The organism is Algiphilus sp. (assembly GCF_023145115.1).
Lineage (GTDB): Bacteria > Pseudomonadota > Gammaproteobacteria > Nevskiales > Nevskiaceae > Algiphilus.
Window position 1 is genome coordinate 12,120 of the sequence record NZ_JAGLEJ010000016.1, and the last position, 21,014, is coordinate 33,133.

Genomic DNA, 21,014 nt, shown 5'->3' on the forward strand with positions numbered 1-21,014 from the left:
TTCTGTTTTATCCGGGTTTAATATGCGGCATGCCCTCGATAACCTCTGACACCGCCTGGACCGCATTCCGCGGCGAATCCGCACTGGCGAGCGGCGCGCCCGCCGAGGTTGCGCTCGCCGTGCATCGCATCCTGCGCGAACAGCCGGACGCGCCCGTGCTCACCTTCGATGACCGAACCGGCCAAAGCGTCGACTTCGACCGCCGCGGCTCCGAGGCCGAGATCGCGGCCCGCCTGCAGCCGGTTACCGATCCGGCTCCGGCACAGACCGCCCCACGGCGCGCCGGCCGCCCACGGCTGGGGGTGGTCGCCAAGGAAGTCACCCTGCTGCCCCGCCACTGGGAGTGGCTGGAGCAACAGCCGGGCAGCGCCTCCGCGACGCTGCGGCGCCTGGTCGACGAGGCCCGCAAGGCCAACCGCGGGCGAGAGAGTGCCGAGCAGGCACGAGCGGCGGCAGACCGCTTCATGCAGGCCGCGCTCGGCGACCGGCCCGGCTACGAAGCGGCGGCGCGCGCGCTGTATCGCGGCAACGAGGCGGACTTCGCGACCCTGACGGCGGACTGGCCGGCCGATCTGCGCGATCACGCTCACCGCCTGGCAGCGCCCGCCTTTGCGACCGCCTCGTCGCGCTAGCCGGGGCCGCCGACGCTGAACGCGGCGTGATAGGTAACGGTGCCGGCCGCGTGCCGGCCCTCCAGTGCCAGGCACTGGAAGTACTCGGGCGGCACGCCCTCCAGCACACAATCCGGCCGGCACTCGAAGCCGAAACGGCCGTAGTAGCCGGGCTCGCCGAGCACCACGCATCCGGCCGCGCCGCGGTCGCGGAGGGCCGCCAGCCCCGCTTCGACCAGCGCCGCGCCGATGCCCGCGTTCCGGTGCGCCGGCAGCACGGACACCGGACCGAGCCCGTACCAGTGCGCGGAACCGTCCGACACGGTCACCGGCGAGAACGCGACATGGCCGACCACGTCGCCATCCACCTCGGCGACCAGTGACACGCTGAGCGCACCGGCACGGCGCAGTGCGATCACGATGTGCTGTTCGGTGCCGTCGCTGTGCGGCGCAGTGCGGAAGGCCGTCTCGATCACCGCGGTGATGGCGTCGGCGTCGTGCGCCTGCTCGGGGCGAATGCGGTATGCGGTCAACGGTTCCCCTTCGTGCGATCGGAACGAACGGCCATCACGAACGCGTGGCGATGACGCACGGCATGCCGGGCAGTGCCGGCCCCGGTACACGGGCGTCACGCGGCCCCATCACGCTCGGCATCCGTCACCGGCTCCGGGCAAGTGTCGCATCGTCGCCGAATTCCGCATTCTCGAGCAGGTCCGCATAGGCTCCGCTGACCAGATCCGTCTGCGCGATGCCCAGTGACGCCATCAGTTGTTCCGCGATCACGGTGCCCTCGGCTTCGCTCTGCGACGTGCGCAGGACGACTTCGAGCTCGACGAAATCGCCGAGCGCCTCCACCTCGTCCAGATGCACGCGCGTCTGATCGACGATGAAGACGGTTCGCCGTTTCCTCACCGTTACCCGCACGCCGAGCGTGACGGCCAGCGCCTTCCTCAGCGCGTCCGGATCGGCGATCGCGATGCGCGTGTACGTGGAGCACTTCGGACCGACCGTGTCGGCGCGCTCGTACTGGATCAGCTCGGCCGTGCCGTCGCCCAGCTCGCGCAGCTTCAAGCGTCCGTGGGGCACATGAAAGAAGGTGTCCCGTTGCAGGAGGCACTCGGGCGGCGCATCGGCCAGCCCCGAGACGATGCGCCGCTGCGCGGCGAGGTCCCGGGAACGCGCCTTGATCTCCATGTTCCTGGCCACGCGGTCAACCGGCCATCAGCCATCGGCCTGCTCGACTGGCAGCGTCGAGCGGTCCGGGCCGGACAAGCAGCGCGCCTTCACCGCGGTCATGCGACCGAAGGCCGCAACGACAATTCCCTTGACGCATCACCGTCCACTCCTTCGCGCTCGATCAGCCATTGCCGGACAAGCGTAGCGGGGAAAAGCGCGACGCGATCATTCGCTCACCCCGGCCGAGCCGGGAACATTCTGCACCGCGCGAGCACGCCGAGGTCAATGCAGCTCCGTGATTCGCCGGCCCGGATTTCACTAGAATGGCGGAATCCCCTTTTCCATTTCTTACGACGGCTCGCGCTGCATCGTGCGTGCCGTCGTGTGGTGCGTCGTGCGCCGGCGCGCCATTCGGCGCCGGAGTTGCTGCGCATGACGCTGGACCCCTCGATCGCGATCGCGATCTGCCTGTTGCTGGCAACGGGCCTCGCGCTGGAGCTGCGCATTCCCAGTGCCATCGTCGAGGTACTGGCGGGCGTCGTGCTGGTGATGCTGCTGCCGGACATCTCGGAGGTGGGCTGGCTGGAGTTCCTGTCCCACCTCGGCATGCTGGCGCTGATGTTCGTGGCCGGCTTCGAGCTGGAGCTCGACAAGCTGCGGCGGACCTGGAGCGCCTGCCTGACCATCGGCGGCGCCTCCTTCCTGGCGCCGATGGCGGGCGTGTTCGTGTTCGCGATACTGGGGCTGGGCCTGGGGGTCAGCGGTTCGCTGCTGGTGGCCGTCGCGCTGTCCACGACCTCGCTGGCGCTGGTGTATCACGCGCTCAAGGAACACGCCGACCTCGCCGACCCGCAGAGCCAGATCATGCTCGCGGCGGCATCGGTGGTCGATGTGCTGAGCATGGTCTCGCTGGCGCTGCTGCTCGGGGACGTCGGCTGGGGCACGGCGGCACTGGGACTTGCCGTGGTGCTGTCGGCGGTGAGCCTGCCGCGCATCGGCAGCCGTCTGTTCCGGCGCTACCACGGCGCCGTCGCCGAAGCCGAGCTGCGCTTCCTGCTGGTGGTGCTGGTCGCCATCGGCTTCATGGGCGAAAGCGTGCGCGGCATGCATCCGGCGATCATCGCGTTCACCATCGGCATCGCGATGTCCGGCGTGGTCTACGAGACCACCGCGGTCAAGCACAAGCTGGAGGGGCTGGTGTTCGGCTTCTTCGCGCCGCTGTTCTTCATCCACGCCGGCACGCAGGTGCAACTCAGCACCATCGACGCCACCCACCTCGGCCATGCCGCCATCCTGCTGACGCTGGCGGTGGGCCTCAAGTACATCGCCACCCGCGCGGCGGCGCGATGGGTGACGGGCCAGAACGGTCACCGCATCGGCGTGCTGTTCAACTACCGCATGACCTTCGGCATCATCGGCGCCGAGTTCGGCCTGCAGTCGGGCGTCATCTCGCAGGGCCTGTTCGACGTGCTCATGCTGGTCATCCTGGCGAGCGCGGCGCTGCCCGGCCTGCTGCTGCGCAGGAAGGCCGGGACCGCCTGACCGTCGTCACCCCTTTGCCGGATAGTGCAGCGACTTCAGGCTGACGACGTCGGACTCGCGCGTCATGCCCATCTCCTGCAGCGCATCGATGTACTGCTGCCAGAGCGTGTCGCGCTCGCGCCCGTAGTGATCGAGGATCTCCCACGAGTAGAGCCCGGTGTCGTGCCCGTCGTCGAAGACCAGCTTGACCGCATAGCGGCCGACCGGCTCGATGCGCTCGAGACCGACCTCGCGCTTGCCGGGAATCACCTTCGGGTTGCCGTGCCCCTGCACTTCGGCGGAGGGGCTGTGCACGCGCAGGAACTCCCAGGAGAGATGGTCCTCGCGGCCATCGGGCCACTCGACCCGCAGCTCCCGGGATCCCTTGCGATTGACGATGCGTTGCGGTGCCTGCATGACGTCTCTACAGAACGTAGCGGGAGAGATCCTCGTCGGCGGCGACATCGGCGAGCCGTCCGTCGACATAGGCGGCATCGATCTCGAGCCGTCCCTGCTGGTGATCCGGGGCATCGAACGCCACCTGCTCCATGAGGCGCTCGAGCACGGTGTGCAGTCGGCGCGCGCCGATGTTCTCGGTGGATTCGTTGACGCGCCAGGCGGTCTCGGCCAGGCGCTGGATGCCGTCCTCGGTGAAGATCACCTCGACCCCCTCGGTGCCCAGCAGCGCGCGGTACTGCTCGGTGAGCGCATGCCGTGGCTCGGAGAGGATACGCTTGAAGTCCTCCACCTTGAGCGCCTCCAGCTCGACGCGGATGGGGAGGCGCCCCTGCAGCTCCGGAATGAGATCCGAGGGCTTGGCGACGTGGAAGGCGCCGCTGGCGATGAACAGGATGTGGTCGGTGCGCACCGAACCGTACTTGGTGGAGACGGTGGAGCCCTCGACCAGCGGCAGCAGGTCGCGCTGCACGCCCTCGCGCGAGACGTCGCCGCCACCAGCGTACTCGCCGCGCTTGCAGACCTTGTCGATCTCGTCGAGGAATACGATGCCGTTCTCCTCGGCGTTCTTCAGGGCCTCGGTCTTGATGGCCTCCTCGTCGACCAGACGCGCAGCCTCCTCGTCGACCAGCTGCTTCCAGGCGCGGCCGATGGTGACCTTGCGCGACTGCTGGTTCTTGGCCTGCATGTTCTGGAACATGGACTGGAGCTGCTGCGTCATCTCCTCCATGCCGGGCGGGCCCATGATCTCCATGCGCGGATTGCTGCCCTGCAGGCTGAGCTCGACCTCCTTGTCGTTGAGCTTGCCTTCGCGCAGCTGCTTGCGGAAGACCTGGCGCGCGGCATTACCCTCGCTCGCCGACTGCGTGCTGCCGGACTCGCCGTACTGCCTGGCCGGCGGCACCAGCGCGTCGAGGATCCGCTCCTCGGCGGCATTCTCGGCCTGCGCGCGCACCGCCTCCATGGCGGCCTCGCGCGCGCGCTTCACCGACGCATCGACAAGATCGCGGATGATCGACTCGACATCCTTGCCGACATAACCCACTTCGGTGAACTTGGTGGCCTCCACCTTGATGAAGGGTGCCTTCGCCAGCTTCGCGAGCCGACGCGCGATCTCGGTCTTGCCGACACCGGTGGGGCCGATCATGAGGATGTTCTTCGGCGTGATCTCGGCGCGGATCTCCTCGTCGAGCTGCTGGCGCCGCCAGCGGTTGCGCAGCGCGATGGCCACCGCGCGCTTGGCGTCGGCCTGGCCGACGATGTGGCGGTCCAGCTCGGCCACGATCTCGCGCGGCGTCATCATGGAACTGGCCGTCTTGTCCTCGATCTCCATGCGGGCTCCCGGGTCGATCAGGCCGTCAGCTCGGCGGGGAGCCGTTCGACGGTGATGGAGTGATTGGTATAGATGCAGATGTCGGCGGCGATGTGCATGGCCTTGTCGACGATCTCGCTGGCCGCCATCTCGGTGTTGTCGTAGAGCGCGCGCGCCGCGGCCTGCGCGAAGGGCCCGCCGGAGCCGATCGCCATGACGCCGCCCTCGGGATCCATGACATCGCCGTTGCCGGTGATCATCAGTGAGGCCTTGGCGTCGGCCACCAGCAGCATGGCTTCCAGCCGGCGCAGCATGCGGTCGGTGCGCCAGTCCTTGGCAAGCTCCACTGCCGAGCGCAGGAGATTGCCGCCGTGCTGCTCGAGCTTGCCCTCGAAGCGCTCGAAGAGGGTGAACGCATCGGCCGTGCCACCGGCGAAGCCGGCCAGCACCTCGCCGTTGTAGAGCCGGCGCACCTTGCGCGCATTGCCCTTGACGGTGGTATTGCCCATGCTCACCTGACCGTCGCCGCCGATGGCGACCTCGTCGTCGCGGCGGACACAGAGGATGGTGGTGCCGTCGAATTGCTGCATGCGCTGCGCCTTGATTCGGGTCCGACCCGTCAATCTTGGGGCGCCGCGCGCGGAATCAAGCGCCGTCTTCGGGTCCGCCCGGCCGGCGCCGGGCGCGTGGATGCGCCCCGCGATAGACGCGCGCCAGATGGTCGAAATCGAGCTGGGTGTAGATCTGCGTGCTCGACAGGCTGGCATGGCCGAGCAGCTCCTGCACCGCGCGCAGGTCGCCTGACCCCTCCAGCATGTGCGTGGCGAAGGCATGGCGCAGCCGGTGCGGATGCACCGGGACGCCCAGCCCCGCCTGCCGGGCGCGCAGCGCCATGCGCTGCTGGATGGCGCGGCGCGAAAGACGCGTACCGCGCGACGACACGAACAGCGCCGGACAGTCCGTCCGCGCCAGTCGACCGCGCAGCCGCACCCACGCCGCCAGCGCGCGCTGTGCCTCCCGCCCCACCGGCACGACGCGCGTCTTGGCCCCCTTGCCGAGCACGCGCAGCTCGTCGCGTGCCCGGAGATCGTCGAGATCCAGCGCCGCCAGCTCGGACAGGCGCAGGCCGCTGGAATAGAACAGCTCCACCAGGGCGCGGTCGCGGCAGGCCAGCGGACCGTCGTCCTCCGGCGCGACCTCGGCCAGCGTCCCGGCCTGCTCGCGCGTCAGCGTGCGCGGCAGGCGCCTCTCGCCGCGCGGCGCGCGCAGCCCCTGCGCCGGATTGGCGTCAGCGACGCCCTCGTCCATGAGCCAGGCGTAGAAGCCGCGGATGCTGGACAGGAAGCGCGCCATGCTGGAGGCCTTGTAGCCGGCGCGCATGCCGGTGGCCACGTAGCGCCGCAGCAGATGCACATCGACCGCCTCGGTGGCGGTGGCGCCATGGTCGGCGGCGAAGCGGCGGAAGGCATCGAGATCGCGCCGTGCCGCCGCGACACTGTGCGGCGAACTGCGGCGGAGGTGCTGCAGCGCGTGCAGGTAGCCGTCGACCGCGGCCGCGAGCTCCACGGTCAGCCCAGGCGCGCGCGCAGGCTGCTGGCGAGAAGCTCGGCGAGCATCTCCAGGAAGAGCTTGCCCTGGTCGGCCTGGAACCGCTCCGCATCGTCGGCGCCCAGCACCAGCAGGCCGAGCGTCTCGCGCTTGTCGATGGGCACCACCGCGGCCGAGGCCGGAAGGCTGGCGGCGCGCGGGAAGATCAGCCGCGCGCGCTCGGCGTCGAGCGGGCCGGTCTCGATGAGCCGCGTCCGGAAGCTGTTGTCGAAGGCGCGCGCAACGCTGCCCTTGGCATCGATGCGCGTCAGGCCGTCGATGTCGGTGCGGCGCAGCTTGCTGGCGAGCACGCCGAGAAAAATCGCGTCGATGGCGAACTCCTCGCGCAGCATGCGGCGCAGGCTGTCGACCATGCCGGCGAGGGTCGGCGCGCGCAGCAGCAGCTGCGCCACCTTCATGACCTTGCGCGCGCGCACCTCGTTGTCCTGCGCGGTGTCGGTGAGCTGACTCAGGCGCGCTTCCAGGCGGGCGTTCTTGGCGCGCAGCCATTCGACCTGTCGCTCGATGAGCGAGGTGGCGTGTCCGCTCTCGTGCTGGAGGTCGGCCTCCTCCAGCACGTCCGGATGGCGGTCGAAGAACTCGGGATGCGCGATCAGCCACGCGCGCACCGCGTTCTCGTCGAGCTCCGGAGGCTTGTCGCCGGAACGGGCTACGGATTCGGCCATTGCAGACACCCGTCGTAGACATGGGTCGCCGGTCCGGTCATGCGGATCGGCACATCCGGTGAGGATAGCGAACCGCTCCAGGCGATGCGCAGCTCGCCGCCGCGCAGCGCCAGCCGCACGTCATCGTCGACCACGCCACGGAGCATGCCCGCCACCGCCGCGGCGCAGGCGCCGCTGCCGCACGCCAGCGTTTCGCCGGCGCCGCGCTCGTAGACGCGCAATCGGGCGTGGCCGCGGTCGAGCACCTGCAGGAAGCCCACATTCACCGACGCCGGAAACAGCGGCATGGCCTGCAGCGCGGCACCCAGCGCGGCGACCGGTGCGGCGTCGACATCGTCGACCAGCGTCACCGCGTGCGGATTGCCGAGCTGCACGAGGCCGAAGCAATGCACGCCGAAGCCCGGCACGTCGATGTCGTAGGTCGCCGCCGGGACCGCGTCCAGCGTGCTGGGCAGCGCGGCCGGCCGCAGCTCCGGTGCCGCGAGCTCGACGGTGAACACGGTATCGGCCTCGCGGCGCAGCATCATGCGCGTGTCGCTGGTCCGCACCCGGAGCTGCGGCCGGTCGGACAGACCGCGGCGGGCGATGAACAGCGCCAGGCAGCGCGCACCGTTGCCGCACTGACCGGAAGGACTGCCGTCGGCATTGTAGATGCGGTAGTCGAAGTCGACGCCGCTCTCGCCGGGCGGATCGACCACCAGCACCTGATCCGCGCCGACGCCGAGATGCCGGTCGCACAGCCATTGCAGCTGGGCCGCCGTGGGCGTGAACGGCGCCGCGGTGGCGTCCACCACCACGAAGTCGTTGCCCAGCCCGTGCATCTTCGCGAAGCGCAGCTCGCCGCCGGCGCTCATCGCGGCAGCCCTGCGTCGCTCGCATCGCCCGCGATCAGCGCGATGATGCGCCGCGCCAGCTCGGGCCCCTGATCCTCCTGGATGAAGTGCCCGCCGGGAAGCCGATCGTGCGCCTGCCCGGCGGCGCCGGGAATGTGCGTCTGCAGCGCGCGATCGGCCCGGCCGAGGATGGGATCGCCGGCACCGAAGACCGTCAGGAACGGCTTGTGGAAGTTGCCCAGCGCCGCCCAGGCTGCGCGGTTGGCCGGCGCGGCCGGATCATCCGGCGTGATGGGCACCAGCGCCGGGAATGCGCGCGCGCCGGCCTTGTAGCGCGCATTCGGATAGGGCGCGTCGTAGGCCCGGCGCTCGGCCGGCGTCAGCTTGCGTGCCGAGCCCACGTCGACGATGCGGCCGATGGGGAACACCGGCGCATGGCGCGCGAAGCTGCGCCACAGATGGAAGGCCATCGGCACGCCACGGTCGCCGGTGGGCAGCATGCCGTTGCCCACGACGATGCGCGCGAAGCGCTCCGGATGCTCGCCGGCAATGCGCAGCCCGAGCAGCGACCCCCAGTCCTGGCAGAAGAGCGTGATGTCGCGCAGCGCCTGCGCCTCCATCCATGCCCACAGCCAGTCGACGTGCCGCTGATAGCTGTAATCGGCGATCCGCCGCGGCTTGTCCGAGCGCCCGAAACCGATGAGATCGGGAGCGATCGCGCGCAGCCCGGCATCGGCCAGCAGCGGCATCATGTGCCGGTAGAGATAGCTCCAGGTGGGCTCGCCGTGCAGCAGCAGGACCACCGCGCCGTCGGCGGGTCCGGCCTCGACATGCGCCATGCGCAGACCATCGACCTCGGTGTAGACCGGCTCCCAGGGGAAGTCGGGCAGATCGGCAAAGCGCTCGTCGGGCGTTCGCAACGCGTCCATGACAGCTCCGGGGACCGGCTCGGGCGCCCCGCGGCGCGTTGCCGGGGGCTGAAGCCACATGATAGAAGGCACCATCCAATCGCAAGGGGCGCGCGCATGCAAGTGCTGGGACTCGACATCGGCTTCGGTTTCACCAAGGTGACCGATGGTCGGAGTCATCAGATCTTCAAGTCCGTCGTCGGCGAGGCGGCGGAGGCGGCCTTCACCAACACCATCAGCCCGGACGGCGAACCCGGCGCCCATCGTCAGATCGCCATCGGGGACGAGTCCTACTTCGTGGGTGAAACCGCCGAAGCCGGATCGCGTGGCCGCGGCTTCACGCTCGACCAGCAGCAGCTGCTGTCGCGCTACGCGCGTGTGCTCGCCGCCACCGCGATCGCGCCGCTGGTGCCCTCAGGCGAACCGCTGCGGGTGGTGACCGGACTGCCCATCAGTTTCCTGCGGCGCCATCGCGACGGCCTGGCCGCGCTGCTGCAGCAGCGCCAGCAGGTGACCATCACGCGCGCCGACGGCAGTACCGAGGACAAGCAGATCCACATCGAGAAGGTGCGCGTGATCCCGCAGCCCTTCGGCGCCCTGTTCCATCACATGCTCAATCCGCAGGGCAAGATCGGGGCGCAGCGCTTCATCAAGGAGAAGATCGGCGTCATCGACATCGGCTTCCGCACGGCCGACTACGCCATCTCCGACCGCACGCGCTACTCGGAGCGCGGCTCGCAGTCGTCCGATGCGGGCATCTCGCTCGCATACACCGCCATCGCCAATGCGCTCACCGAACAGGCGGGCGTGCAGGTCGAGCTGTACCGGCTCTACGAGGCGGTCGAGCGCGGCAGCATCAAGATCAAGGGCAAGCGCTACGACCTCACCAAGCTCACCGAGCGCGCGTTCCGCGCCCTAGCGACGCGCATCTCCAACGAGATCAACCGGCTCTGGGCGGACGACTGGGATCTCGATGCCGTGGTGATCGCGGGCGGTGGCGGCGCCACCCTGCTGCCCTACCTGCAGCCCCTGATCGAGCACGAGCTGCTGCCGGTGGCGGCGGACGAAGACACGCGCCTGCTCAACGTCTACGGCTACCAGAAGTACGCCCGCCACCTCTGGCCCGACACCGCAGGAGCGACTCCGCCGGCAGCGGCCAAGAGCACGGGCTGAGCCCGTTCAGCAGCTCGCCGGCTCGCAGCCGGCGGGCCGGTCGTCGGCGACGCCGTCGGCCGGGGGACGGAGCTCGGGAAGGTGGATCCGCACCTCGCATCCACCGTCCGCGGATGCATCGATGGTGATCCGGCCGCCGTGCTGCTCGGCGATGCGCCGGCACACGGACAGGCCGATGCCGCTGCCCGGATACTCGCTTTCGCCGTGCAGGCGCCGGAAGATGCCGAACACCGCCTCGCGGTGCTCGCTGGGGATGCCGATGCCGTTGTCGGCCACGACGATTTCCCAGCCCTCGTCGGTGCGCCGCGCAGCGATGCGCACCACCGGCGTGCGGCCCTCGGGGCAGAACTTGATGGCGTTGGCGATGAGGTTCTGGAACAGCAGCACGGTGTGGCTCGGGCGCACGCGCATGCTCGGCATCTGCCCGACCTCGACGCGTGCATCGCGCTCCCGGACCGCGCTGTGCAGGTTGCGCAGGGCCTCGTCGACGCAGTTCGCCAGTGGCACCAGCAGCCGCGGCTCGCTGTCCTGTTCGAGGCGCGCCATGGTGAGCAGGTCGTCGACCATCCGGCTCATGCGGCGCGCCGAGTCGGAGATGAAGGACAGGTACTCCCGCGCGTCGCCGGTGAGCGCATCGCGGTGCTGCTTCTCCAGCAGCTCGGAGAACGAGCGCACCGCGCGCAGCGGCGCCTTGAGATCGTGCGCGGCGACGTGCGCATACTCCTCGAGATCCCGGTTGGACTGCTTCAGCCGGTCGACGGTGCGCGCCAGCTCCGCGGCGGTGCGCCGGTGCGCATCGGACTCGGCAACCAGCTTGCGGTTCATGGCCTCGAGTTCTTCGGGACTGCGGAAGGCGAGCAGCCGTGGCGCCCAGCGCACGAGCAGCACCACCGTCGTCACCGAGATGATGGCGGCGAGCAGCTTGAACATGCCTTCGAGGTAGTAGATCGGATACCACATCGTCACCGCGCCGAAGATGTGGGTCACGCCGCAGGCCGTGATGAAGCAGGCGAAGTAGATCAGCACGCCGCGCAGCACCTGCTCCATGTGCGGACGCCTGCGCGCGAAGAACAGCAGGATCGCGGGAATGGCCAGGTAGGCCGCCGCCAGCAGCCCGTCGGACAACACGTGCAGCGCGATCAGGTCGGGCCGCAGGAACAGGCAGGTGCTATGGGGCAGGAAGGGCGTGGCGAACAGGGCCAGCAACCAGTCCATGGCGCGCTCGCACTAGAGACGCGCGCCGCGATGCGGCCGGGGCGCATGCCCGTGACGCCCTGCGGTGACCAGCGTCGCGGCACCCGTTTCATCGTGCCGCATGGCGCCGGTCTCGGCCATGCGCGGCCGGCCGTCGCTATCGGCCTTGGCGCGGTACATCGCAGCGTCGGCCTTGCGCAGCAGCTCGGTGAGCGAGCTGCCGTGCGCCGGCCAGCAGGCATAGCCCGCACTCACCCGCAGCGGCTCCGGCAGCACCCGCTCCGCGGCGGCCTCCACGCCGGTCATCATGCGCGCGACCACGGCCTCGACCGCGCGCGCGTCCCCGATGGGCGCAAGCAGCGCGACGAATTCGTCGCCGCCGTAGCGCGCGATCATGTCGCCCAGTCGGCAACTGCGACGCAGAGCCTCGGCGACGGCCTGGAGCGCGCTGTCCCCGGTGGCGTGGCCATGGGTGTCGTTCAGCCGCTTGAAATTGTCGAGATCGAACCATGCGATGGCGAGGCTGTGTCCGTCACGCTCGGCGCGGGCATGCGCCATGTCGAAGCATTCCGTCAGCAGTTCGCGGTTGGGCAGCCCGGTGAGCGCGTCGTGCAGGGCATGCTGGCGGGCGCGCTCGGCGTCCTCCCGCAGGCGGTTGAGGCACGCCTGGCGCCCGATCGCGCGCCGGATGTCGCGGATCAGGCCACCGGCGAGGAGTTCGTCCTTGACCACGTAGTCCTGCACGCTGGCGCTCATCGCGCTCAGCACGAAGGCCTCGTCGCGCATGCTGGTGACGATGACGATGGCGGTGTGCGGCGCGTTCTCGCGCATGGCACGCACGCAGTCGATGCAGCTGCCGTCGGGCAGATGCAGATCCAGCAGGATGGCATCGAATCCGCCTTCCTCCAGGGACGCACGCGCCCCGGCGAGGGTATCGGCATGCGTCAGGTCGATGACGACATCGGCCGCGTCCTGCTCCAGCGCCGCGCGCGTGAGGCGCGCATCGGCCGGATTGTCCTCTACCAGCAGCAGACGCAGGCGGTCGGCGCTCACGAAGCGCCTCCGTGGACACGATGGTCTGCGGCGCGCGGATGCGCGCGGTGGATCGACGCGAGGGGGACAAGGCGGTGAGGCACGCGTGCTCCTCAACCTGGAGGCTGGCAATCAAAATGCCGCACCTGCCGGCAAGCGTTCCACCGGAGGCGGATCGGGGGCGATCCCGGGCGGATGAACGGCGGTTCGCTTTCGCCTGCGGTCCCTGCCGCTTCAACCGGGACGGCCGCCGGTCTCGCCGATCAGCCGGAAGAAGTCGCGCCGCGTCTTCGGCCCGTGGGTCTGGTAGCCCGGATTGGGCCGCTGCGCATAGGTGTCACGGATGCGACCGATGCGGTCGGCATGGCGCTGGCGCGTGAGCGCGTCGACGTCCAGCCCGTACACCTCGGCGCCGTTCAGCCCGAGGATGCGCGCGCGGGCATGGTCGGAAAGCGCCGGGTAGCCGTAGCGCTCGCGGAAGGCATCCGAGATCCGGAGGCTCCTGAAGGCCTGGATCTGATCCTGCGGACTTCCGAACCAGATGGCGTCGGTGCCCCAGCAGATGCGCTCCTCGCCGAAGTACTTGAGGAGCTTGCCGATGACGTGCGCGGCGGCATCCGGCTTCGACATGTGCTCGCGCCAGACCCCGCCGAGCTCGGCGTAGAGATTTCCCTGGTTGGGCGTGAAACCGGCCTCCTGATGGGCGCGGATCAGGCGATCCACGCCGCGCGGATTGTCCGGATCGTAGGGCCCCTCTGTGACGCCGGGCTCGAAGCCGGAGTGATAGCAGAGGAAGGTCATGTCCGGATAGCGCGCGGCAACACGCGCGATGTCGGCGGGATCAGAGTACTCGTACTGCAGGCCGGGCAGCGGCAACCCGCGGTGCGCGGCGACAATCTTCACGCCCAGCTCGCGGGCCCGCTCGAGGAAGGTGATGCCCACCGGATCGTCCATGTGGAAGCCGACGCCGTCGGGTCCCCACTGCGGATAGAGCTTCCACGCCGAGACGCCGTGCACGTCCACCATCTCCTGCATGCGCTCGAGCTCGCCAGCCTCGTTGGGCATGACGCCACCGTGCAGCAGGCAGCGCTCGCGTCCCTGCGCCTCATTGATGATGGCGCGCGCCTCCGCGGCGTAATCGATGGGCGTGGGATTGCTGCCCTGGGAGCCCCAGAGCGCCGACACCACCGCCACATCGGTATCGCTGTCGAGGTAGACATCCTTGAGCAATCGCCGCGCCGAATAGCACTCGTAGCCCTCGTCGCATACCGAGCCCTGGCCGAACACCTCGAACAGATTGCGCTGCCACAGCTTGCCGTCACGACCCTTCGCCCAGCGCGCCGCAGGGTCCACGCAATGGGTCTGCACATCGAAGATGAACTCGCGCTTGGCGAGCTCGGCCGTCGCCAGCTCCGGTTCGAAGGGCGCGTCGGCGGACAGCGCGTACCGGCTTCCGGTGGCACCCAGGGCGGCATGGGCCTCGTTGAACGCAAGCAGCGTCGCGGCCGCACCGCCCAGACTGGTCAGGAACTGCCGCCGGCCCTGGCCGCGGCGCTGCGCAGCGGCGGCGACACGCTCGTGCGCCAGCGCGTTGGCCGCGCGCTGGGCGTGTCCCAGCGGCTGCGGCAGGTACTCGCCGTTGCTGGTCGAATCAACCTTGATCGGAAGGCGACGACCATCGGGATCGAAGTCCATGGCTGGCACTCCGCGTACATGAGCGCCCACGGTACCGCGCCGGGGCCGCGCCGGAAACGGCGGCGGCCGACCGCGCGGGCGTGCGCCACGCCCGACGGTGCCGATGCCTCAGCGCACGCGATAGAGTGCCTTGAGCTCGTCGAGCGCCTCGCTGGTGTAGACCGACAGCCGCTGCATGCTGGGCAGCGTGTCGCGACAGCCGGTATAGCCGAAGTTGAGGGTTCCGGCGTAGCTCACGCAGGTGATGTTGAGCGCCTGTCCGTGCATCAGCAGCGATACCGGGTACATCGCCTCCAGGCGCGCCCCGCCCAGGTACAGCGTTTCCTTGGGGCCGGGCACGTTGGAGATGGCGACGTTGAACATCGGCGCCGTTCGACCGCCCAGCTGCAGCATGAGCTGCGCGATGTACGGCCCCATGAGCAGCATGGTGTACTGGTCCAGCGCCTCCTTGGGCAGCGCCTGCAGATGCTCCTTGGCGCGCGCGGTCGAGCGCTGGATGGCCTCGACGCGCTTGCGCGTGTCGGCGACGTCGGTGGCGAGACCGGCGAGGATGAAGCTGATGGCGGTGCCGACCGCGACATCATCGCCGGGGCGCACCGACACCGGAATGCCCGCGACCAGCGACTGCCGCGGCAGCAGGTTCGACTCCTTGAGATAGCGCCGCAGCGCGGTCGAGCACAGTGCCAGCACGACATCGTTGATGGTGCCTTCGCTGGCCTCTGCGAGCCGCTTGAGCAGATCCATCGAATACTGCTGCGTGGCGAAACGCCGCTGCCCCGAGATGCGGTTGTTGAGCACCGAGTGCGGCGCGTCGTAGGGCCGCATCAGCGCATCGCCATCGTGACCGCCGGCCCGGTACGACTCGAACAGCGCCCGCGCGGCGCTCGGCACGCTGCCCGCAACATCGCGGAACGACGGGCGCGCCAGGGTCTTGCGCGCCGCATTCGATGCGGTTCCGGTGTCCTGCTGCCAGTCCGCCCCGACGCTCCACGGCGCGCGGAAAGGCGTCGACGGGTCGCTGCTCATGGCGCGCTGCACCATGCGCATCCCGCCGACACCGTCGACCAGGGCGTGATGCATCTTGGTGTAGATCGCGAAGCGGCCACCCTCGAGCCCCTCGATGAGATGGCATTCCCACAGCGGCCGCGTCACGTCCATGGGATGGCTGTGCAGTCGCGACACCAGGACACCCAGCTCGCGCTCGCCCCCGGGGGCGGGAAGCGCCGAGTGCCGGAAGTGGTAGTCGATGTCGAGATCGTCGTCGCGCTCCCACGCGGGGAGCACGCCGCGGAGCGGCGACGCCTTGAGCTTCAGGTTCCAGGGTGGCGCGAAGCTCTGGGCCTCCCGCGCTTGCGCGGCCATGCGCCCGAGGAAATCATCCGGCGCGTTCTCGGGAAGCGAGAAGATCTGCAGCCCTGCCACGTGCATCGGCGTGCTCGGACTGTCGACATACAGCCAGGCCGCATCCATCGGTTTGAGACGCTTCATCGCTCCTCCCCTGTGATTCGTGTGCGCTATGCCCCGAGCCTAGTGTAGGACCGCACGGGCCGTCATTTCACTGTCCTTCCGCCGGCGCGCATCGGGTGGCATACTGATTGAACGACTGTTAAGTGACGCGCCCAGGAGACTCCGATGAACAAGGCAGCGCGAGATTTCGAAACCCTTCCCGTGGCGTCGGCCGATCACGACGAGATCCGCCGCGTCTTCGCCGCCCAGCGCGAGACCATGCTGGCATGGCGCGAATCGACCGCGAACGAGCGTCTCGCTCGCATCCAGCGCCTGGTCGATGCGGTCCGCGCCCATACCGACGAGATCCTCGAGGCCGGGCACAAGGACTTCCGCAAGCCGCCCGAGGAGGTGCACCTCACCGAGCTGCTGACCGTCTACATGGAGGCGAAGGACGCCAAGCGCCATCTCAAGCGCTGGATGAAGCCCCAGAAGGTCGCCCCGACGCGGATGATGGTCGGCACCAAGAGCTACGTGCAGTACGAGCCCAAGGGCCGCGCCCTGATCATCTCGCCGTGGAACTATCCGCTGAATCTCAGCTTCGGGCCGCTGATCTCGGCACTGGCCGCCGGATGTCCGGCAATCATCAAGCCCTCCGAGATGACGCCGCACATGAGCGCGGTCATGGCCAGGATCGTACGCGAGACCTTCGACCCGTCGGAAGTCGCGCTGTTCGAGGGTGAGGTCGACGTCAGCCAGACCCTGCTCGACCTGCCCTTCGACCACATCTTCTTCACCGGCAGCCCCGCCGTCGGCAAGGTCGTCATGGGCGCGGCGGCGAAGCACCTCACCAGCGTCACGCTGGAGCTCGGCGGCAAGTCGCCGACCATCATCGACGCATCCGCGGACCTCGAGCTGGCGGCCAGGACCATCGCCTGGGGCAAGTACACCAACAACGGCCAGACCTGCATTGCGCCGGATCACATCTACGTGCATAACAGCGTGCGCGAGCGATTCGTCCAGGCCATGGTGGACACGCTCAAGCAGGCCTACGGCGACTCCGCGGAGGCCCTGAAGGCATCCCCCTTCCTGGCGCGCATCGTCAACGCCAACCACACCGCGCGCATTTCCGGGCTGCTCGACGACGCCAAGACGCGCGGCGCGCGCGTGCTGTACGGCGACGACGTCGACAACGACGAACGCTACGTGTCCCCGACCCTGCTCACCGATCTTCCCGACGATGCCCGCATCATGGAGGAGGAGATCTTCGGCCCGCTGCTGCCCATCATCGGGTTCGACGATATCGATCAGGTCATCGGCAGGATCAACGATGCGCCCAAGCCGCTGGCGCTCTACATCTGGAGCAAGGACGAAGCCAGCATCAGCCGCATCATGAAGCGCACCAGTTCGGGCGGCGCCTGCATCAACCACAACGTGGTGCACTTCCTGCACGGCCGGCTGCCCTTCGGCGGCGTCAACAACTCGGGCATCGGCAACGCCCACGGCCACTACGGCTTCAAGGCGTTCTCGCACGAGCGCGCCGTGGTGCGGGCGCGCATCATGCTGGCGCGGATGTTCTTCCCGCCCTACACCAGGCTCACCAACGCCATCATCAAGATCCTGCCGCGCACGATCTGATGGCCGCGACCGCGGGCGACACCTGAAGGGTGTCGTCCGCGGCCCGCTCCCGGCGCGCAGCAGCAGGCCGCACCGCCTCCCCCCCCGTGGTATTCGTGCAACGCACGACTCGCGACGGCGCGCGTCGAGCCGACCGGCCCCGCATCACCCCATAAAGTTTCATTTTGAAACTTTATGGGCTACAGTGACGCTCCCCACGGTGGAGCCCGCCCATGCGCTGGACCGAACTGGACGAAGAGCCGTGCTCGGTGCGCGCACGCTATCGGTCATCGGCGATCGCTGGACGCTGCTGGTGCTGCGCAACGCCTTTCTCGGCACGCGGCGCTTCGAGGACTTCCGTTCCGGGCTGCGGATCTCGCGGCCGCGACTGTCCGACCGCCTGCAGAAGCTGGTCGCCGCCGGCGTGCTCGACCGGGTCGCCTACCAGGCACAGCCACCGCGCCACGAGTACCGGCTGACCGAGAAGGGCCGCGACCTCTACCCGGTGCTGATGACCATGCTGCGTTGGGGCGACCGCTGGATGGATGACGGCGGGGGGCCACCGCTGCGCCATCGACACACCGACTGCGGCCGGCATTTCCATGCCGCGATTCACTGTTCCGAATGCGGCGAGCCGCTGGACCCGCGCGCGATTCGCACCGAGTTCCGCCCCGACGCCGTGCCGCCGCCCGCCCACCAACCGCGCCAGACGGGAACCACGACGTGACGACGACCACCTTCGACCAACTGCTCGACGGCATGCAGCCGCAGGCCGGCGATGGCTGCTACGGCGCCACCCTCACCGAGGACTGGCTGCAGGGGCGCGCCGCCTTCGGCGGTCTGATGGCGGCGATGGCCGTGCGGGCCATGCGCGCCGAGCTAGGCCCCGAGCGCCCACTGCGCGCGCTGCTGACCGCCTTCGTCGGCCCCGCGGGCGAAGGCGGACTGGACATCACCGCCGGCGCGCTGCGCAGCGGCAAGTCGGTGACCTGGGCCGAGGCCCGCATCGCACAGAGCGCACGGGTCTGCACTACCCTCTCGGGCTGCTTCGGGGACTCCCGCGCGTCCGCGATCCGGGTACCGCCGCCCTCCATGCCGGCGACGCCGGGCGTCGAGGACAGCCGGAGCTTTCCGTCCCTGCCCGGCATCACGCCCGCCTTCACGCAGCACTTCGACATGCGCTGGGCGATCGGCGACATGCCGATGAGCGGCTCCGCCCAATCGGAGATGGGCGTCTGGGTGCGCTTCCGCGAGCCCGGCGATTTCGGCGAGGCGCACATCGTCGCGCTCATGGATCTGCTGCCGCCGGCGGTGCTGCAGATGCAGCGCGCGATGAAGCCGATCAGCACCCTGACCTGGCATCTCGACCTGCTCGACACGCTGGATGCCGACGATGCCCGCGATGGCGGCGGCTGGTGGTACTTCCACGTGCATGCGCAGGCCGCGGCCAACGGCTACTCGCAACAGAATGCGACGCTCTTCACGCCCGCCGGACGCGCCCTGGCGATGAGCCAGCAGTCGATCGCAGTGTTCGCCTGAGCACCGCAGCCGGGTCGCACTGGACCGGGCCCGGTTCCGCGGCCAGACTTCGGCGATGACGCCGACATTCTTCCGCCCCGCACGCGGCCTTCCCGCCGCGGCCCTCGTCGCTGCGCTCGCCGCCGCCGCGCATGCGCAGCCGCCCGACACCCGCCGTGTCGACCACGTCGACACGCTGCACGGCGTCGAGATCGCCGACCCCTACCGCTGGCTCGAGGACACCGACACGTCGGAGATCAGAGACTGGGTCGCGCGCCAGAACGCGCACGCACGCGCGCACCTCGACGCGCTGCCCGGCCGCGACGCCCTCCGCGAGCGCCTGACCGCGCTCTGGGACTACGAGCGCCAGGGCCTTCCCGCGCTCAGCGCCAGCGGCGCGATGGCCTTCGAGCGCAACAGCGGCCTGCAGGAGCAACCGGTGATCCTGTTCCGCGCCGCGCCGGATGCCGCCCCCAAGGTACTGCTCGACCCCAACGCCATGAAGGCCGACGAGCCGATCTCGGTCAGCGACTTCGCGCTGTCGCCGGACGGGCGGATCCTGGCCTACGCGCTGTCGCGTTCGGGCTCGGACTGGAACCGTATCCGCTTCCGCCGCACCGATACCGGCACGGACCTCGACGAGACCATCGCGCGCGTCAAGTTCTCCGGCATCGCGTGGACCGCCGACAGCAGCGGCATCTTCTATTCGCGCTATCCCGATGCCCCGGCCGAGGCGCACGACGATTTCGACCCGCTCGCCGGTCAGACGCTGCGCTTCCATCGGCTGGGCACACCCCCGGCCGACGACCCGGTCGTGCGCGCGGCCGAGGACCATCCGCGGCGCGGCTTCGGCGCCGGGACCTCGGAGGACGGCCGCTGGCTCTATCTCTACGACTGGGAAGGCACGCGCTACAACCAGCTGCACGTGCAGCGACTGGACGATGCGGATACCGACGCCGCTGGCGCCGGCGAGCCCATTGCGATCGCCACCGGCTTCGACGCCGACTACAGCGTCGTCGGCAGCCGCGGCGACACCATCTTCGTGCGCACCAACCGCGATGCCCCGCGCGGACGCATCGTCGCGGTGGACGCCGACCGGCCGCAGCCGGATCACTGGCGCACGGTGGTCCCGGAAAGCGGCGACGTGCTGCGCGACGCCCGCATCGTGAACGGGCGGATCGTGGTGCACGCCCTGCGCGACGCGGCATCGGTGCTGCGCGTGTTCGACCTCGACGGCACGGCGCTGCGCGACATCGCGCTGCCCGAGCTGGGCACGGTCACCGGCATCCGCGGCCGCGCCGACGGCGGCGCGCTGTACTACGGCTTCACCAGCGCCTCGCGCCCCACCGCGCAGTACCGCATCGACCTCGCCGACCCCGACAGCGAGCCGGCATCGTTGCATGCGCCGAAGATCGCCTTCGATCCGGCCGCCTACGTCACGCGCCGCGGCTTCGCGACCTCGCGCGACGGCACGCGCATTCCGGTGCTGGTCACGCACCGCGCGGACCTGGAGCGCGACGGCAGCAACCCCACCGTGCTCTACGGCTACGGCGGCTTCGACATCCCGCTGACACCGGGCTTCCGGGTATCGGCCGCGGCCTGGATGCAGTCCGGCGGCGTCTGGGCGGTGGCCAACGCGCGCGGCGGCGGCGAGTACGGCAGCCAGTGGCACGACGCCGGCATCCGCGACAATAAGCCCAACACCTTCGAGGACATGATCGCGGTCGCCGGCTGGCTTACCCACAACGGCTACACCGCACCGGAGCACCTCGCGCTCCACGGCGCGTCGAACGGCGGCATGATGGTGGGCGCGGTCATCAACCGGCGGCCGGACCTGTTCGCGGCCGCGGTGCCGGCGGTGGGCGTCATGGACATGCTGCGCTTCCACCGCTTCACCATCGGCTGGGCCTGGACCTCCGACTACGGTGACCCGGAGGATGCCAAGGACTTCAAGACCCTGCGCGGCTACTCGCCGTACCACAACATCGCGCCCGGCACCGAGTACCCGGCGACGCTGGTGACCACCGCCGACCACGACGACCGCGTGGCGCCGGCGCACAGCTACAAGTACACCGCCCGCCTGCAGCGCGCACAGGGCGGCGAAGCCCCGATCCTGCTGCGCGTGCAGACCCAGTCCGGCCACGGTGCCGGCAAGGGCACCTCCACGCGCATCCTGGAGTGGACCGACATCCTCGCCTTCCTGGCCACGCACACCGGCCTGATCCCGGCCGCGAGCGAATAGCGGCGCG

Annotated in this window: 19 protein-coding genes and 1 pseudogene; 7 read left to right on the forward strand and 13 right to left on the reverse strand. The window is 69.6% G+C overall.

The window, feature by feature from the left end; all coding sequences use genetic code 11:
• The first annotated feature begins 29 nt into the window (after window positions 1-29).
• Window positions 30-632, forward strand: coding sequence for a DUF2239 family protein (locus tag KAH28_RS05570; protein WP_366918134.1), 603 nt, complete (start codon window positions 30-32; stop codon window positions 630-632).
• On the opposite strand, the gene KAH28_RS05575 is transcribed toward KAH28_RS05570, so the two are convergent.
• Together KAH28_RS05575 and KAH28_RS05580 are read right to left on the reverse strand one after the other, a co-directional pair.
• Window positions 629-1,144, reverse strand: a complete 516-nt coding sequence (locus KAH28_RS05575; RefSeq protein WP_290574987.1) for an N-acetyltransferase — start codon at window positions 1,142-1,144, stop codon at window positions 629-631. The two genes, KAH28_RS05570 and KAH28_RS05575, sit on opposite strands and share 4 nt — an antisense overlap.
• Before the next feature lie 124 nt (window positions 1,145-1,268).
• Window positions 1,269-1,817, reverse strand: coding sequence for a class IV adenylate cyclase (locus tag KAH28_RS05580; RefSeq protein WP_366918132.1), 549 nt, complete (start codon window positions 1,815-1,817; stop codon window positions 1,269-1,271).
• 402 nt (window positions 1,818-2,219) lie between these two features.
• On the opposite strand from KAH28_RS05580, the gene KAH28_RS05585 reads away from it, so the two are divergent.
• Entirely contained in the window at window positions 2,220-3,329 is a 1,110-nt protein-coding gene (locus tag KAH28_RS05585) for a cation:proton antiporter (protein ID WP_290574989.1), read from the forward strand.
• 6 nt (window positions 3,330-3,335) lie between these two features.
• Here KAH28_RS05585 and KAH28_RS05590 read toward each other — a convergent pair whose 3' ends face one another.
• The 7 genes from KAH28_RS05590 to KAH28_RS05620 are packed head-to-tail and all read right to left on the reverse strand — an operon-like array spanning window position 3,336 to window position 9,111.
• Window positions 3,336-3,725, reverse strand: a complete 390-nt coding sequence (locus KAH28_RS05590) for a DUF971 domain-containing protein (protein ID WP_290574990.1) — start codon at window positions 3,723-3,725, stop codon at window positions 3,336-3,338.
• Between the two features lie 7 nt (window positions 3,726-3,732).
• A complete protein-coding gene (hslU, locus tag KAH28_RS05595; protein ID WP_366918135.1) occupies window positions 3,733-5,064 on the reverse strand; it encodes an ATP-dependent protease ATPase subunit HslU in 1,332 nt (443 codons plus the stop codon).
• Window positions 5,065-5,114: 50 nt separating this feature from the next.
• Entirely contained in the window at window positions 5,115-5,666 is a 552-nt protein-coding gene (hslV, locus tag KAH28_RS05600) for an ATP-dependent protease subunit HslV (protein WP_290574992.1), read from the reverse strand.
• 55 nt (window positions 5,667-5,721) lie between these two features.
• On the reverse strand, window positions 5,722-6,642 hold the full coding sequence (locus KAH28_RS05605) for a tyrosine recombinase XerC (RefSeq protein ID WP_290574993.1): 921 nt from the start codon (window positions 6,640-6,642) through the stop codon (window positions 5,722-5,724).
• A 2-nt stretch (window positions 6,643-6,644) separates the two neighbouring features.
• Window positions 6,645-7,349, reverse strand: a complete 705-nt coding sequence (locus KAH28_RS05610; RefSeq protein ID WP_290574994.1) for a DUF484 family protein — start codon at window positions 7,347-7,349, stop codon at window positions 6,645-6,647.
• Window positions 7,334-8,203, reverse strand: a complete 870-nt coding sequence (dapF, locus tag KAH28_RS05615; RefSeq protein WP_366918133.1) for a diaminopimelate epimerase — start codon at window positions 8,201-8,203, stop codon at window positions 7,334-7,336. The genes KAH28_RS05610 and dapF overlap by 16 nt, the downstream gene beginning before the upstream one ends.
• Window positions 8,200-9,111: a haloalkane dehalogenase gene (locus KAH28_RS05620; RefSeq protein WP_290574995.1), complete on the reverse strand. Its 912-nt coding sequence runs from the start codon at window positions 9,109-9,111 to the stop codon at window positions 8,200-8,202. Before KAH28_RS05620 ends, dapF begins: the two co-directional genes overlap by 4 nt.
• A gap of 96 nt (window positions 9,112-9,207) precedes the next feature.
• On the opposite strand from KAH28_RS05620, the gene KAH28_RS05625 reads away from it, so the two are divergent.
• On the forward strand, window positions 9,208-10,263 hold the full coding sequence (locus KAH28_RS05625) for a ParM/StbA family protein (protein WP_290574996.1): 1,056 nt from the start codon (window positions 9,208-9,210) through the stop codon (window positions 10,261-10,263).
• A gap of 6 nt (window positions 10,264-10,269) precedes the next feature.
• On the opposite strand, the gene KAH28_RS05630 is transcribed toward KAH28_RS05625, so the two are convergent.
• From KAH28_RS05630 to KAH28_RS05645, 4 genes are all read right to left on the reverse strand, one after another.
• Window positions 10,270-11,478: an ATP-binding protein gene (locus tag KAH28_RS05630; protein ID WP_290574997.1), complete on the reverse strand. Its 1,209-nt coding sequence runs from the start codon at window positions 11,476-11,478 to the stop codon at window positions 10,270-10,272.
• 12 nt (window positions 11,479-11,490) lie between these two features.
• Window positions 11,491-12,510, reverse strand: coding sequence for a GGDEF domain-containing response regulator (locus KAH28_RS05635; RefSeq protein WP_290574998.1), 1,020 nt, complete (start codon window positions 12,508-12,510; stop codon window positions 11,491-11,493).
• Window positions 12,511-12,723: 213 nt separating this feature from the next.
• Window positions 12,724-14,184, reverse strand: a complete 1,461-nt coding sequence (locus tag KAH28_RS05640; protein ID WP_290574999.1) for an amidohydrolase family protein — start codon at window positions 14,182-14,184, stop codon at window positions 12,724-12,726.
• Window positions 14,185-14,292: 108 nt separating this feature from the next.
• On the reverse strand, window positions 14,293-15,672 hold the full coding sequence (locus tag KAH28_RS05645) for a wax ester/triacylglycerol synthase family O-acyltransferase (protein ID WP_290575000.1): 1,380 nt from the start codon (window positions 15,670-15,672) through the stop codon (window positions 14,293-14,295).
• Between the two features lie 144 nt (window positions 15,673-15,816).
• Between KAH28_RS05645 and KAH28_RS05650 the strand changes: the two genes are divergently transcribed.
• The 4 genes and pseudogenes from KAH28_RS05650 to KAH28_RS05665 all read left to right on the forward strand — a co-directional run bounded on the left by KAH28_RS05650 (window position 15,817) and on the right by KAH28_RS05665 (window position 21,007).
• A complete protein-coding gene (locus KAH28_RS05650; protein WP_290575001.1) occupies window positions 15,817-17,268 on the forward strand; it encodes an aldehyde dehydrogenase family protein in 1,452 nt (483 codons plus the stop codon).
• 212 nt (window positions 17,269-17,480) lie between these two features.
• Window positions 17,481-17,974 (forward strand): annotated as a pseudogene (locus KAH28_RS05655) (helix-turn-helix domain-containing protein).
• On the forward strand, window positions 17,971-18,786 hold the full coding sequence (locus KAH28_RS05660) for a thioesterase family protein (RefSeq protein WP_290575003.1): 816 nt from the start codon (window positions 17,971-17,973) through the stop codon (window positions 18,784-18,786). The pseudogene KAH28_RS05655 and the gene KAH28_RS05660 overlap by 4 nt, the downstream one beginning before the upstream one ends.
• A gap of 55 nt (window positions 18,787-18,841) precedes the next feature.
• Window positions 18,842-21,007 carry a prolyl oligopeptidase family serine peptidase gene (locus KAH28_RS05665; RefSeq protein WP_290575004.1) on the forward strand — a complete coding sequence of 722 codons (2,166 nt, stop codon included), beginning with the start codon at window positions 18,842-18,844 and terminating at the stop codon, window positions 21,005-21,007.
• Window positions 21,008-21,014 lie beyond the last annotated feature (7 nt).